Source organism: Rhodoferax sp. GW821-FHT02C08 (genome assembly GCF_059421805.1).
This window is the reverse complement of sequence record NZ_JBWKVR010000017.1, coordinates 34,357-48,637: the sequence shown is the minus strand read 5'-3', so window position 1 is coordinate 48,637 and position 14,281 is coordinate 34,357. Positions and strand designations below refer to the sequence as shown.

12 protein-coding genes are annotated in these 14,281 nt (G+C 62.2%); 8 read left to right on the top strand and 4 right to left on the bottom strand.

The window, feature by feature from the left end:
• Positions 1-149 precede the first annotated feature (149 nt).
• Together AC07VY_RS18935 and AC07VY_RS18930 are read left to right on the top strand one after the other, a co-directional pair.
• Positions 150-362 carry a response regulator transcription factor gene (locus AC07VY_RS18935; protein WP_495098817.1) on the top strand — a complete coding sequence of 71 codons (213 nt, stop codon included), beginning with the start codon at positions 150-152 and terminating at the stop codon, positions 360-362.
• Positions 363-367: 5 nt separating this feature from the next.
• Positions 368-655, top strand: a complete 288-nt coding sequence (locus AC07VY_RS18930) for a response regulator transcription factor (RefSeq protein WP_495098816.1) — start codon at positions 368-370, stop codon at positions 653-655.
• 171 nt (positions 656-826) lie between these two features.
• Here AC07VY_RS18930 and AC07VY_RS18925 read toward each other — a convergent pair whose 3' ends face one another.
• The gene (locus AC07VY_RS18925) at positions 827-1,810 is read right to left on the bottom strand and encodes a hypothetical protein (protein WP_495098815.1); all 984 of its coding nucleotides are present in this window, start codon (positions 1,808-1,810) and stop codon (positions 827-829) included.
• Positions 1,811-3,328: 1,518 nt separating this feature from the next.
• On the opposite strand from AC07VY_RS18925, the gene AC07VY_RS18920 reads away from it, so the two are divergent.
• From AC07VY_RS18920 to AC07VY_RS18895, 6 genes are all read left to right on the top strand, one after another.
• The gene (locus tag AC07VY_RS18920; RefSeq protein ID WP_495098814.1) at positions 3,329-4,054 is read left to right on the top strand and encodes a DUF2971 domain-containing protein; all 726 of its coding nucleotides are present in this window, start codon (positions 3,329-3,331) and stop codon (positions 4,052-4,054) included.
• 180 nt (positions 4,055-4,234) lie between these two features.
• On the top strand, positions 4,235-6,607 hold the full coding sequence (gene pbpC / locus AC07VY_RS18915) for a penicillin-binding protein 1C (protein ID WP_495098813.1): 2,373 nt from the start codon (positions 4,235-4,237) through the stop codon (positions 6,605-6,607).
• A 90-nt stretch (positions 6,608-6,697) separates the two neighbouring features.
• On the top strand, positions 6,698-7,180 hold the full coding sequence (locus AC07VY_RS18910; RefSeq protein ID WP_495098812.1) for a RidA family protein: 483 nt from the start codon (positions 6,698-6,700) through the stop codon (positions 7,178-7,180).
• Between the two features lie 48 nt (positions 7,181-7,228).
• A complete protein-coding gene (locus AC07VY_RS18905; protein ID WP_495098811.1) occupies positions 7,229-7,615 on the top strand; it encodes an MAPEG family protein in 387 nt (128 codons plus the stop codon).
• A gap of 9 nt (positions 7,616-7,624) precedes the next feature.
• Positions 7,625-7,813, top strand: a complete 189-nt coding sequence (locus AC07VY_RS18900) for a hypothetical protein (RefSeq protein WP_495077440.1) — start codon at positions 7,625-7,627, stop codon at positions 7,811-7,813.
• A 329-nt stretch (positions 7,814-8,142) separates the two neighbouring features.
• Positions 8,143-9,753 carry a methyl-accepting chemotaxis protein gene (locus AC07VY_RS18895; protein WP_495098810.1) on the top strand — a complete coding sequence of 537 codons (1,611 nt, stop codon included), beginning with the start codon at positions 8,143-8,145 and terminating at the stop codon, positions 9,751-9,753.
• A 34-nt stretch (positions 9,754-9,787) separates the two neighbouring features.
• Here AC07VY_RS18895 and AC07VY_RS18890 read toward each other — a convergent pair whose 3' ends face one another.
• The 3 genes from AC07VY_RS18890 to AC07VY_RS18880 form a co-directional block, all read right to left on the bottom strand.
• The gene (locus tag AC07VY_RS18890) at positions 9,788-11,140 is read right to left on the bottom strand and encodes a sigma-54-dependent transcriptional regulator (protein WP_495077438.1); all 1,353 of its coding nucleotides are present in this window, start codon (positions 11,138-11,140) and stop codon (positions 9,788-9,790) included.
• Positions 11,141-11,174: 34 nt separating this feature from the next.
• Positions 11,175-11,546: a response regulator gene (locus tag AC07VY_RS18885; protein WP_495098809.1), complete on the bottom strand. Its 372-nt coding sequence runs from the start codon at positions 11,544-11,546 to the stop codon at positions 11,175-11,177.
• A 121-nt stretch (positions 11,547-11,667) separates the two neighbouring features.
• Positions 11,668-14,280 carry a sensor histidine kinase gene (locus tag AC07VY_RS18880; RefSeq protein ID WP_495098808.1) on the bottom strand — a complete coding sequence of 871 codons (2,613 nt, stop codon included), beginning with the start codon at positions 14,278-14,280 and terminating at the stop codon, positions 11,668-11,670.
• Between the last annotated feature and the right edge of the window lies 1 nt (position 14,281).

Genomic DNA, 14,281 nt, shown 5'->3' with positions numbered 1-14,281 from the left:
TCGATTTAAGAGCAATCTATCTCTTCGATACTTGGGAAACACCACCTGCGCCAGACTGCGGGAAGTGCCACCTCGTAGACGCAGATGGCTTAACGCGAAATCAACGCGATGGCTACCGCCCGTGGGCGCCAGCCATCGCGCTCCAGCAGATGCGTGAAAACCCCAGCGCCACCCCCCGTGAAAAGGAGGTGCTCTCCTGTATTGCATCAGGTCTTGGCTGTAAAGCCACAGCACGCATTCTCAATATCAGCGAATACACCGTGCGTAAGCACCGCGCCAGCCTATTGCGCAAATTGGGTTGCAGCACCGCCACAGAGCTACTGGTCTATGTCTTGAACCAAAATCCCATTTCGGGAAATTAACGCCCATGTCCATGGATGCTTCTCAAGCCAAACCACTAACGCCGCGTGAACGCGACGTAGCCACGCTTGTGGGACAGGGGCAAACAAGCAAGCAAGCCGCACGGGTGCTGGGCATCAGCGACCTCACCGTCCGAAAGCACCGAGAAAACATTATGAGCAAGCTGGGGCTTCACGATACGTCACAACTGGTTCGACATTTCGCAGCGCAAACAAAGCGAGATGAGGACGTCCGGCACCAGCATGACCATAGAATCGCCCCCCATTTGCCAGGGCATGAAGCTGAAAGCAGGTAAGGCAGGCGATATGTGTGATGACGGCCTATTGGGTAAACCAAAGATGCAGTTACAACAAGTGTTGCCCCACTCCCGCTGGGCGGTAACCACCCAGCGGGAGTGGGGCAAAAGTTAAGACTCAGTCCTGGCTACCGTGTGCCTGAACCAAGCCCCCAGGCGTTGCGCAGACGATCAATGGCTCACGGTAATGGCCGTATTGCCCACCGTCCATGTCTCACTCGCCAAGACGGAGTTTTTCTCGTTCTTGACGGCACTGAGGACGCTGAGGACTGCTTCGTCAAATTTACTGGCACCGAACACTTTCAAGACCTCCCGGTTCTTCGGCGTATCAAACTTCACCTTCAATGTGAAGCTACCCGCCGAAGTCGTCACGGAACTTGGACGCAGACCGCTGGAGAACTTGTCGATAAATTTGCTCAGCAGAAAGGTCGCTGCCGCTAGCGTCAGCGCATATTTGAACGTGACCAAGACCTCGACAATGATCAAGTTGCTCTCCGGTCCAGATGCTTGCGCCAGATCCATGGTCGAAGCTAGAGGGCCGGCCTCCCAAGTGCCCGCAGCGGTGTAGCTGATCGTCTGCGTGGTCGTGGTCCCATCGAATGTGACAGTCGCAACTTCGCTGGTATTGCTGGCGATGATGGTTCCCGTATCTTGGTAGCTGTTGAACCAGATTTGGTAGGTGTCGATCGGCGTCAGGGTCGCTGGGCCGATGTCCATGCCGCTAGGGTTGGCAAAGATCGCATTGCCATTGTTGTCCAGCAGCACATCATAAGGATTGCCTTGCCGCTCGTTGTTGATAGCAATGACTCCGGCTGCCCCCCCATTGGCCGGAGTCGTGAAAAGCCCACCGGCCTCAAGTGTCACTGTCTGTCCCGTGCTAATCACCACCGGGATCCCTGACACTTGGGCGGTGACGGAGCCTTCGGTTATTTGCTCCGAGCTGTAGTTCACCATGTAACTTGGTACCGCGATATTGAAGGTATTCTTAGGTCCGTACGAAACGGGGTTAGTTGCAGTAGGAAACGGGCCTTGAGATTGCCAGATCACGGTGAACGCTCCGTTGACCTTCTTGGCGAGATACAGGCTGTAGTTGCCCTTTTGTTGTTGTGTCAATTGGCCAGGGTCGATTTCAACAATGATGGTTTCTGCAGACATGGGATGCTCCTGTGAGATTTCTAAATGGGTATTCAGGTCGCGGCAGTTGTGCCGGGCCTATGAAGAACGGTGATTGACGGGCCAGCCCAATGCGGGATGACGGGGTCTGCGGGGCCTAAGTGATTTGTGATTTGTGCACGATGCGTTCCTTAAAAAAAGGGGGGGTGAATTGCCCGACGCGGTGTGTGACGGGCAATTGCATGGTGCGAAAAATAACCCCGACTGCATATGGCTCCGATGCCGTATAGGCACCGTCTATTCAATGCTGTACGACCGAACTACACCTGCTGCGAGCCGAAACACATTTGAATTTCAAGGTGTTCGCCCAGGCACCAACTCCGGCGCAGCATCCAAACTGGTAGAACTAGGCCGCCTAGGCTGGGCGAGCCGCCCGGTGGCGCAAGGCCATGGGAGGTAGATCCGAATTGCACTCTGTCTACCCATCGGCATCAACGACGACCACCCGCATTTCGGCTGACCCCAGGGCCGGATAGACGTTCACTCTCAAATTGATAGCTGGCTGCGCAGGTAATTCGTGCGTTAGCAGGCGATTTGGCTTGAACCTCTGGAAGGGTTGAAGTCTTCGGCATCCCCGGCCGGGAAGTGCGCCCGGCGGCGCAGTTACCTTTCTTTGCGTCGCCAAAGAAACGTAACCCAAAGAAAGGCGAGCCGAAGTCGTCGCCCCTGCGCTGCGCTCCGGGTACGCTGCGTTGCTCGATCTGGTCGGGGTCTCGCTCGAACTCGGCCTACGGCCTCAGACAATCGCGGGCCCTGATCCGCCCAGCCCTGCGCTACTCGCCGACGCCACACGGCGTGGGTGCGGGAGCGGACATCCGGCCCGGCGCAGCCGGGCATCGCGCCGCAGGCGCGAATCCCCCCACTCGCGCCCTAGGCGCGATGTGGCGCATAGCGCCACCGATCCCGATCCCCGGGGTCCCCCTCTGTATGCGCCGAGGAGCACAGCTTTGGGCGGATCAGGGCTGGCGTTGTTTGAGCGAAGCGAGTTTAGCCAGACCCCGCCCAAAGCGAGCACCGCAGGTTTCCCGGCGCGATAGCGACGGGGCGCAGACAGTGGGGGCGCCTTTCTTTTGGTGACTTTTCTTTTGCGCAAAAGAACAAGTTACTCGCCCGCCGGGGCGAACTCCCGGCAAGGGGTCGCATGGAAGTCAGGAACTATCCGCACGCCCCCATCGCATATAAACCTTCAGCTACAAAGGGCCCCAGCGCAAATTCAACCTGCATAAACAGCTATGAAAAATAGAGCGCTTATTGGCTCCACCTTTTGAGGTGAAGATGCCCGCAGGTTGGAAACCGATCAGTTACGCCGGGCTATAGTGGTTCATTGCTCAGCGTTCGGTGCTTGTCGAAACTTTTATACCTATACAAAAAACCACACCCAACGAAAAGCCAGTCTGCAAGCCACTTTCAGGAGATTTCGTTGGATGTTTCAAACCTCAGCAGCCAATGTAAACCTTGGGGTTTGCGGGGCACATCACGTTAGCCAACACAGGAGATGCCATGAGGATCATCGGCGATCAAGAACTCGACATGAACGAACCGCTATGGCGGTACTTCAAAACAGAAAGGTTCTTGGAACTACTGCAGTCCAACCATCTTTACTTCGCGTCAGCACGGCAATTTCAGGATCCGTTCGAAGGTGCAGTGGCTGTGCTTCCACCAGGCTTCCCTGTCGACCCACGATATGCGGAGCATGGGTTCGGCGAAAAAGCCTTTGAAGGACTTCGTCGTCTTACGAAGGTCAGTTGTTGGCACCGTGCCAGCTATGAAAGCGATGCCATGTGGCAGCTCTACGCTGGTTCATGGAAAGGCGTTGCCATACGCACGAACGCAAACAGAATACGTGCCGCAGCCAAGCCATTTCGCCTAAAGCCAGAGTACGGACATGAAGACCTGTGGGCCGGAAATGTGAACTACGTAGACCTACTAAAGGAGCGACTCAAAGCAAACATGATGGAGCGCTTTTGGTACAAGCACATGGCCTTTTCGTGGGAGCGGGAGTTTCGTTTGGCTGTATCGGTCCGCACAGCTGAGGAGTTCGGTGTTCAAGTACCCGAGCACGGAGTGAAGGTGGAGTTCGAGGTTCCACAACTCATTGAACGTATCTACCTAGGTCCGTCCCTTTCCGAGACTGACGTTGCGGCCATTCGGCTTGCAGCGAAAGAACATGGCCTCGAAGACCGAATCAGAGTTTCGAGCATGCTTGGAACACCGAGGTACACATAGTGTTAGCCACCTGCATCGACCTGACCACTAAAGCTTAGGCAACGCCCAGCGCCAGCCGCCCAGTAAAGCCCTCTCTCCAAGCATCAGCACACCACAGCAGCCCCGCCACTCGCTCCCAAAACCATAGCTACCCCCGCAGATATCATCTGCGCCACCAAGCTATTCCCCCCCCATAAGCCAGTGCCCCCGCTCTCAGCCCTTAGCCGCCGCATCCAGCCCTGGCGCCGCCCGCTCATCGGGCTGGCCCTGCTGCTAGCCGCGCTGTGGACACTGGACCGCCTCTTCCCCCTGCCCGAAGCCGCCCGCACCGGCCTGGCGCCGCCCGGCACGTTGGTGGTGCTAGCGCAAGACGGCACGCCGCTGCGCAGCTGGGCCAGTACCGACGGCGCGCTGCGCCAGCCGACCACCGTGGAGGCCGTATCGCCGCGCTACCTGCAAGCCCTGCTGCAGTACGAGGACAGCTGGTTTGACTGGCACCCCGGCGTGAACCCCGTGGCCCTGGTGCGGGCGCTGTGGCAGTGGGGTCGGTATGGACGCATCGTCTCGGGCGGCTCCACGCTGACCATGCAGGTAGCGCGCATCCTGGAGCTGAACGACCCTGACGGCGGGCCGGCGCCGCGCAGCCTGCGCACCAAGCTGCGCCAGATCGCCCGCGCGCTGCAGCTGGAATGGCACCTCAGCAAGCGCGACATCCTCACCCTGTACCTGAACCACGCACCCATGGGCGGCCAGGTGCAGGGCGTGGAGATGGCCAGCCGCGCCTACCTGGGCAAGTCGGCCCGCGACCTGAGCCCGGCCGAGGCCGCGCTGCTGGTGGCCCTGCCGCAAAGCCCGTCGCGCCTGCGGCCCGACCGTGCCCCGGGCCGCGCCCAGGCCGCGCGTGACAAGGTGCTGCAGCGCATGCAGACCCTGGGCCTGTGGGACGCGGCGCTGGTCAAAGACGCACTGCTAGAGCGCGTGTTCGCCCCGCCGCTCAAAGCGCGCTGGCTGGCCCCGCTGGCCGCCGAGCGCCTGCGCCGCCAGCCCCACCCGAACGGTATAGTGCAAAGCACGCTGGACGCCGGCCTGCAGATCCGCCTGGAACAGGTGCTGCTGGACCGCCTGAGCAGCCTGCCCGATGCCGTGTCCATCGCCGCGCTGGTGGTGGACAACGACAGCCTGGCGATACGCGGCTATGCCGGGTCCGCCGACTTCAGCGACAACGCGCGTGCCGCACACGTGGACATGGTGCGCGCCGTGCGCTCGCCGGGCTCCACCCTCAAGCCCTTTCTGTACGCCATGGCGCTGGACGAGGGCCTGGTGCATTCCGAGAGCCTGCTGATCGACGCGCCGCAGAACTTTGGCGGCTACGCGCCGGGTAACTTCCAGGCCACTTTCACCGGGCCGGTGAGCGTGAGCGAGGCGCTGCAGCGCTCGCTGAACGTGCCGGCGGTGGACCTGCTGGACCGCATAGGCCCGGCCCGCTTTGCCGGCCAGCTGCGCAACGCCGGGCTCAAGCTGCGCATGCAGCAAGGCGCCACGCCCAACCTGAGCCTGATCCTAGGCGGCGCGGGCACCACGCTGGAAGAGCTGGTGGGCGCCTACACCGCACTGGCCCGCAACGGCGTGGCCGGCCTGCCCCGGCTGACGCCCAATGCCCCGCACACCGACACGCGGCTGATGAGCCCCGGCGCGGCCTTCATCGTGCGCGAGATTCTGGAAAACGGCGGCCGGCCGGACGCGCCGTTTCGTGAGACCAGCGCCCGCGTGGCCTGGAAAACCGGCACCAGCTTCGGCTTTCGCGACGCCTGGGCCATCGGCGTGACCGACCGCTACACCCTCGGCGTGTGGGTAGGCCGGCCCGATGGCACACCCAACCCCGGCCACTTCGGCGCCAACACCGCCGCCCCGCTGGTGAAAGACCTGCTGGCCGCGCTGGGCCCCATATCCGCCCAGAGCCGGCCGGTGCCTCCGAATGTGCACGCGCAAGACATCTGCTGGCCACTGGGCCTGGCCGCCAGCGCCACCGACCCGGCCCATTGTGCCGTGCGCCGCAGCGCCTGGACGCTGGACGACACCGCGCCGCCCACCCTGCCCGACCGCGTCAACCCACACAGCCTGCTGGATACGGCCTGGGTAGACAGCCATGAGCGCGAACGCCTGCGCCCCGGCTGCCAGCCCGGCAACGCCCAGCACGCGGTGGAATACGCCCGCTGGCCCACCCTGCTGCAACCCTGGATAGAACCCGCCCAGCGCAGCGCGGTAGAGCGCCTGCCGCTGGGCCCGCCCTGCGCCCACCAAACGCCCAGCCGCAGCCTGCGCATCACCGGCATAGACCCCGGCAGCGTGCTGCACGCCGTGCCCGGCAAGAAGAGCCTGACGCTGCAGCTGCAGGCACTGGGCACGACCGAGCCGGTGGTCTGGCTGCTGGACGGCCGCTGGGTGGGCTCCACCCAACAGACCGGCAATACACCCGGCAGCCTGCGCCTGCCGCTGGCCGAACCCGGCCCGCACGCGCTGACCGCCATGGACAGCGCCGGGCGGTTTGAACAGGTACGCTTTGCCGTGCGCTAACCCTGCACGGTTACTATATTTTTCATAGCTGCTAGCGCAGGTAATCTCTGCGCTAGCGCCCTATTTCATTTAAATTTTTCAGGAGTGAACATGTCCCGAGACGAACGCTTCCAGCAGGCCGCCGCGGCGCTGGGCTATGCCTTTGACGGCGAGATCAAGATCGGCGGCCACTACGTGCCCCTGGTGCGCAATGGCCGCGACATCTACCTCAGCGGGCAGATCCCCCGGGTGGGCGACACCGTGGTGGTCACCGGCCGCGCTGGCGCCGGTGTAACGCTTGCGCAGGCACAGCATGCGGCCCAGGTCTGCGCGCTGCGGGCCCTGGCCCTGCTGCAGCGCGCCCTGGGCTCGCTGGACGAGGTGGCGGCGATTTTGCGCATCACCGTGTACGTGCAGTGCAGCGACGATTTCACCCAGCACAGCGAGGTGGCCGATGGTGCCTCCGACCTGCTCTACCAGGTGCTGGGCACGGCGGGCGCACACACCCGCACCTCGGTGGGCGTGCTACAGCTGCCCAAGAACGCCACCGTAGAGATGGACATGGTGGCCTGCGCAGCGTCTGCAGGGCTATAGTCGCGCGCTTAACGCTTGTTGCGCGTCCAATGTTTAAGGAAGACAAATATGGCTTGGGTTGATCTGGTCACGGTGCTTGCGCTTTTGCAGTTTTTATTCTTCGCCAGCCTGGTCGCCAAGGCGCGCGCGCAGTACGGCGTGAAGGCCCCTGCGGTCAGCGGGCACCCCATGTTCGAGAGGCTGTACCGCGTGCAGATGAACACGCTGGAGATGCTGGTGATCCTGCTGCCGGCGCTGTACCTGGCAGCACATTACTGGTCGCCGCTGGCGGTGGCAGGACTGGGCCTGGTTTATGTACTGGGCCGTTTCGTGTACTGGCGCGCTTATGCACAAGACCCGGCCAAGCGCGCCGTGGGCTATACGCTGAGCGTTACCCCCACGCTGATCCTGCTGGGCGGTGCCGGCCTGGGCGCGCTGCAGGCCGCCATCCGCTGAGGCAGAACCATGCGTACATTTCTATTCATTCTGGGTGGGCTGCTGGCGCTGGCCGGCGTGACCTGGATTCTGCAGGGGCTGAACATCCTGCCCGGCAGCTTCATGACCGGCCAACTTCAATGGGCAGCCTACGGCACGGTGGCCCTGCTGGTGGGCGTGCGGATTCTGGTTGCGGCCTACAAGCTGCGCAAGCGCTGAACACCTGCATTCGCAGGTTCCGTACGCAGTCCTCCGCGTACGCTTGTAAAAACAGGGGCAGACCGCCCCAAAGCTTCATCAATATAGATGAAACCGCTGAAGCGCCACATCCAGGCATTCACGGCGTTCGCGAGCTAGCCCCCCTCAAAACAGCGTGTTATCTCCCTGGCCGAGGGCGTGGACAGGGTCTATCTGCAGTTGAATAATGCAACGGCACAGCCAGTGAGGCTATCGAGACAACCACTCCAAAGTCTAGCCCGACGGACGGGGTTGACAGAAGAGTAAGTACCGCTCGCTGAAACCAACCCCTATACCCAGAAGGAAACCCCATGCGCATTGCGAACTTGAAACTTGGAATACGTTTGGGCGCCGCGTTTGGTGCTCTGCTCCTCATCACGGTGTTGGTTGCGACACTTGGCATGAAAAGCATCGTTGCCTTGAAGCAGAGCAATGAAAGCATTTCCACGACCGAACTCAAGCGCCAAGATTTGGTGCAACGCTGGCTTGCAGACATCCAGGCGAACTGGCTGCGCACCGAGGCGGCGTTGAAATCCGACAACGCAGCCTACGTTACCCGCCTGAACCAAGACATCCGCGCTTTGGTAGAGATCCAAAGCAAACGCGTCACCGAGGCAGGTACGTACATGCACAATGGCAAGGAGAAACAACTCTACGACCAAATCTTGTCTGCCCGTGATGCGTACCGTGCCAAGCGTACGGAACTCATTAAATTGAAAGAGTCTGGGCAGGACGTAACACAACAAGTGGACAGCTCTCTGTCTGTGGCCTATAAGGCCTATGCCGACGTGCTGTCACAACTGATGGACACCTTGGACCAAGGCGTCAATGACGACCTCAAGAAGAACTTGGCGCAAGCCGATACCAGCTTGCTGCTGGTGACCGTCAGCACGGTTGCCTCTATTGCATTGGGCCTCTTTCTGGCTTGGTGGACGACGCGCTCCATCACCGCACCAGTCCAGCAAGCAGTCAACATCACATCAGCCATAGCCGACGGCAACTTGGCTGTTGACATCCCCCCAGGGGCGGCCGATGAACCAGGACAATTGCTGGTGGCCCTGGCCACGATGCGAACCAATCTGGCAAAAATTGTGGGCGATGTCCGCCAGAGCGCGGAAAACGTGTCTGCCGCCAGCATCCAGATTTCCCAAGGCAACCACGATCTCTCCAGTCGAACGGAAAGCCAAGCCAGTGCCCTGGAGCAAACCGCCGCCTCCATGGAGGAACTGGGCTCGACCGTGCACCAAAACGCGGACAACGCCAAACAGGCCAACCAGTTGGCTCTGAGCGCCAGCACGGTAGCGACGCAGGGCGGCTCCGTGGTCTCTGAAGTGGTCACAACCATGCGGGGCATCAACGACAGCTCACGCAAAATATCCGACATCATCAGCGTCATTGACAGCATCGCATTCCAAACCAATATCCTGGCACTGAACGCTGCCGTGGAAGCCGCACGCGCTGGGGAACAAGGACGGGGCTTTGCCGTGGTGGCCAGCGAGGTACGTAGCCTGGCGGGCCGCTCCGCCGAAGCAGCGAAGGAAATCAAGCAACTGATATCGGCCAGTGTGGAACGGGTCGAACAGGGCACGGTTCTGGTCGACAAAGCCGGTGCCACGATGCATGAGGTCGTGAACTCCATCCGCCGTGTCACGGACATCATGGGTGAAATCAGCGCGGCCAGCAGCGAGCAATCATCCGGCGTATCTCAGGTAGGTGAGGCCATTACGCAAATGGATCAGGCTACGCAGCAAAATGCGGCAATGGTCGAGGAAATGGCCGCCGCTGCCAGTAGCATGAAAGATTTGGCACAAGAGCTGGTTGCAACAGTTTCCATATTCACCTTGGGCCATGAAAACCAGTCCTTTATGCCACAGCATTTGCACGCTCGGGCGCCAGCAAAGGCCATAGCCGCAGTTTCGTAGTGAATACGGGGCTTTACCTGCCAGCCTCAAAAATCTAAGAATCCACCTTGAACTGGGCCGATTCGATCTGGTGGCGTGCCAGCAGAGCGTAGAAGTCGGTGCGGTTGCGCTGTGCCAGCTTGGCGGCCTGGGCCACGTTGCCGCTGGTAATCTTCAGCAACTGCGTGAGGTAGCCACGCTCGAACTCCTTGCGCGCCTCATCCAGCGGCAACAACTCGGAGCTTTGGCTGCTGAGCGCGCCCTGCACCAGGCTGGCCGCGATGATGCTGCCGGTGCACAGCACCACACATTTCTCCACCACGTTCTGCAGCTGCCGCACATTGCCCGGCCAGGGCGCTTTGCTCAACTGCTCCAGCGCGCCGGGCGCGAAAGCGCTGATGTTCTTGGCGTAGCGCTGCGACAGGCTGCGCATGAAATGGTTGGCCAGCAGCACCACGTCTTCACGCCGCTCGGCCAGGGGTGGCAGGGTCAGGCTCACCACGTTGAGGCGGTAAAACAAATCCTCGCGGAAGCGGCCTGCGGCCACCTCGTCCTCCAGCTTGCGGTTGCTGGCGGAGATCACCCGCACATCCACCTTGTGCGAACGTGCCGCGCCCACCGGCCGCACCTCGCGCTCCTGCAGCACGCGCAGCAGCTTGACCTGCATGGCCAGCGGCAGGTCGGCAATTTCGTCCAGAAAAATCGTGCCCCGGTGCGCACTGGTGAACATGCCCACGTGGTCGCGCACCGCACCGGTGAAAGCGCCCTTGCTGTGACCAAACAGCTCGGACTCGACCAGGTTCTCGGGGATGGCACCGCAGTTCACCGCCACCAAGGGCTCGGCCCCGCGCGCGCTGGAGGCATGCAGGGCCCGCGCCAGCAGCTCCTTGCCGGTGCCACTCTCGCCGTAGATGAGCACCGAGGCATCGCTTTGCGCCACCAGCCGGGCCTCGGCCAGCAGCTTTTCCATACGCGGGCTGCGCGTGACGATGGCCTCGCGCCAGGTCTCGCCGCCGTCCGGGCTGGGCATGTCGGCGCCCAGAGCGGACGAGACCTCCAACGCCCGGTCCACCTCGCGCATCAGGTCCACGCCCTCAAAGGGTTTGGTGATGTAGCCAAACACGCCACGCTGCATGGCCTGCACGGCATGGGCGATGCTGCCGTTGGCGGTCAGCATCAGCACCGGCAGCAAGGGGTAGCGGCGGTGCACGGCCTCGAACAGCTGCAGCCCGTCCATGCCGGGCATCTGCAGGTCGGTGATCATGATGTGCGGCAGGCCTTGGTCCAGCAGTGCCAAGGCCGCAGCGCCATGGGACGCCTCCACGGCGGTATGGCCTTCGTAGTGCAGGCGCAGCGACAGCAGGCGCAGCAACGCGGGGTCGTCGTCAACGATCAGGATGCGCGCCATGGACTAAGTCGCCGTGTGCCGCCGCTGCTCAGGCTCATGCCTGGGCCGGCAGGTGCTGCTGCAACACCGCACGTAGCTGCGAAAAGTTGAAGGGTTTGGTCACATAGCCGCGGGCGCCCAGGCGCAGGGCCTCGTCCAACCGCTCGGGCTCGGCACTGGCCGACAGGAAGATGAAAGGCACCTGCTGCAGCGCCGGCACATGCTGGATGGCGGCCAGCACCTCCATGCCACTCATGGGCGCCATCATTACGTCGCAAAAGATCAGGTCGGGCAGAGCACCCAATGCGGCCTGCAGGCCCTGTTGCCCATCGGCCACGCCCTCGGCTTCGTGGCCTTCCAGGCGGATGAAGCGCAGCAGGTTCGAACGTATCGAAGCCTCGTCCTCGATCACCAGAATACGCGCCATAGCTACTCCCCGAATACCGTGATCCACGGGCCCTGGCAACGCTGGCCAGCCCTTGCCCGGATGGATAGGTTGGATAAACGTGTAGTTTTCGGGAATATACGCCCACTGCAGCGGCAGCCACCTAAATACGCACTGTAAAGCAGGTGCCCTGGGGCTGCAGGCGGTTGACCTCGATCTGGCCGCCATGCAGGTCTACCGCGTTCTTCACCACCGCCAGGCCCAGACCGGTGCCCTGGATGTCGCCCACATTGGAGGCCCGGTGGAAGGGCTCAAACAGGTGCAGCAGCTCCTCCTCCGGGATGCCTATGCCCTGGTCGGACACCTCGAACACCGTCTTTCCACCATCAGGATAGACACGGAAGCGCACCGTGCCACCGCGCGGGGAATACTTGATGGCGTTGGACAGCAGGTTGCCAAAGATGTGGCGCAGCAGCTTTTCATCGAAACAGCCGGTAGGCGGCAGCGCGGCAAAGTCCTTGACCACCTCGCAGGTGGCCGTCGGCTGTTGGGTATGGGTGTCGTCCACCAGGCTGTGGCACAGCGCCGCGAGATTGATCTGTTGCGGCTGGAACTCCAGCAACTGGGCCTCGGCCTTGCCCAGCTGCAGCACGCGGTCGAGCATGCCCGTCATGCGCTGCACGCCGCTTTCAATGGTGCCGATGACCTCGGATTTCTCGCTGTCGGGCAGACGGTCGCCGTAGTATTTGAGCAGCTCCACCGACGACAGGATGATGGCCAGCGGCGTGCGGAACTCGTGCGAGGCCATGGAGATGAAGCGCGTCTTCATAGCGTTCAGCTCGGCCTGCTTTTGCAGTGTCATGCGCTGGGCATGCTCGGCATGCAGGCGCTCGGTGGCGTCCACCACGAAAAGCAGCGTTGCGTCGCGCTTGCCCCATTCGATCTTCACCGCCGACAGCTCCAGCGTGCGCACCGCACCCGCCTGCGTGATGATGCGAAAGCTGTAGAACGACTCCACCTCTTCGCCGCGCAGCCTGCGCTGGTGGCGGTCCACCATGACCGCCACATCCTCGGGGTGGACGGCTGCGGTATAGGGGTTGGACAGCAGATAGTCCAGCGGATAACCCACGATGCGCACCAGGCTGGGGTTGGCAAACACCATGCGACTGTCTTGAACCACCACCACACCCACGCCCACGTTTTCGATCACGGTGCGGTAACGCACCTCGGACCTGCGCAGCTCTTCCAGCGCCTGGTGCCGCTCGATGGCGCTGCTAACGTGGTTGGCCACAAAAGACAGAATGCCCACGTCCGCCGCGCTGTAGGCAATGCCCGGCTCATAACCCTGTACCACCAGCAGACCGCTGACCACCCCCTGGATGAACATGGGCACGCCCAGCCAGCTGGTGAAGCTCAGGTCACCACTGGCCTCGGTAATTTCACCCGCAGCCTGCAGCGCCAGAAAGCGCTGGTGGTCTATGAGCTGGGGCTGCCCTGTGCGCAGCACATATTCGGACAAGCCCTTGCAGTACGGCACGTCGTTGCACTGCATGGTGTCGCCGTCACGCTCGTCCACGTAGTAGGGATAGCTCAGCATGTGCTTGCGCACGTCGTACAGACCCACGTAGCAGTTCTTGGCGTACAGCAGCTCACCCAACAAGCCGTGCACCGTCTGCAGGAAATCGTAAAACGAAAGGCCTGCCGCCGCCCGCTCGGCAATGCGGTAGAAAACCCGCTGCAGGGTTTCGGCCTTTTTTTGCTCCAGCGCTTCGGCCTTCAGCTCGCGGGTGCGCTGGGCCAGCCACAGGTCGGCCGCGATGTGCTGCTGGATTTTTTCTGCCTGCAGGTTCTGGTAATCGCGCTGCAGCGCTTGGTACTGCTCTTGCAGCTGCTGTATCCGGGCTTGCAGGTCGGCGACAGAAAGCATGGCATGGGTCTCCGCGACGCGCAGAGGCACCGCAGGGCGTATGGCTAGGTGGGAAGCCATTATGGGCCGGGCTGCGGCCGAAGCACCCGCTGGCCGCATCGCTACAGACAAATTTGACGGATCGGGCCTGCGCGGCATAGCGCGTAATGGGCTGTACCCAAGGCCGCTGGTCTTGCAGGCATACATGGCCTGGTCGGCCGCATGCAGCATGTGCGGCAGACCCACCCCATCCTCGGGGTACATGGCCAGGCCAATGCTGGCGCCCACGGACAACGCAGTAGCGGCGTCCAGTTGCACCGGCTCGCACAGGGTTTGCAGCAGCTTGTTGCACAGCTGGGGCAATTCCTGCGTGTCTGACACGGCCTCGACCAGCAGCACAAATTCATCTCCACCCAGGCGGGCCACGGTGTCGCTGGCGCGGGTGGCCGCTACCAGGCGCCGCGCCACCTCAACCAGCACCGTATCGCCCGCCGCATGGCCGTGGCGGTCGTTGATGGCCTTGAACCCATCCAGGTCCAGCATCAGCAGCGCAAAGCGTGTGCCGCTGTGCTGCCAGCGGTCTGTCGCCAGCGCGAAACGGTCCTGCAGCAGCTTGCGGTTGGCCAGGCCGGTCAGGCTGTCATGGTGGGCCAGCACTTCCAGCTGCAGCTGGCGTTCCTGCATCTGGTCCAGCTGCTGCGCCAGTTCCGCGGTGCGCACGGCCACCGCGCGTTCCAGTCGTTGCTGCCACTGTGCGGACGGCGACACCCACAGCCGGTAGCGGGGCTTGTTGCCCAGCAGCCAGGCCTTGACCACGCCGGCCCCGGCCCATACCCCTCCGCCCGCCCGCAGGCGCAGCAGCGTCGGCATG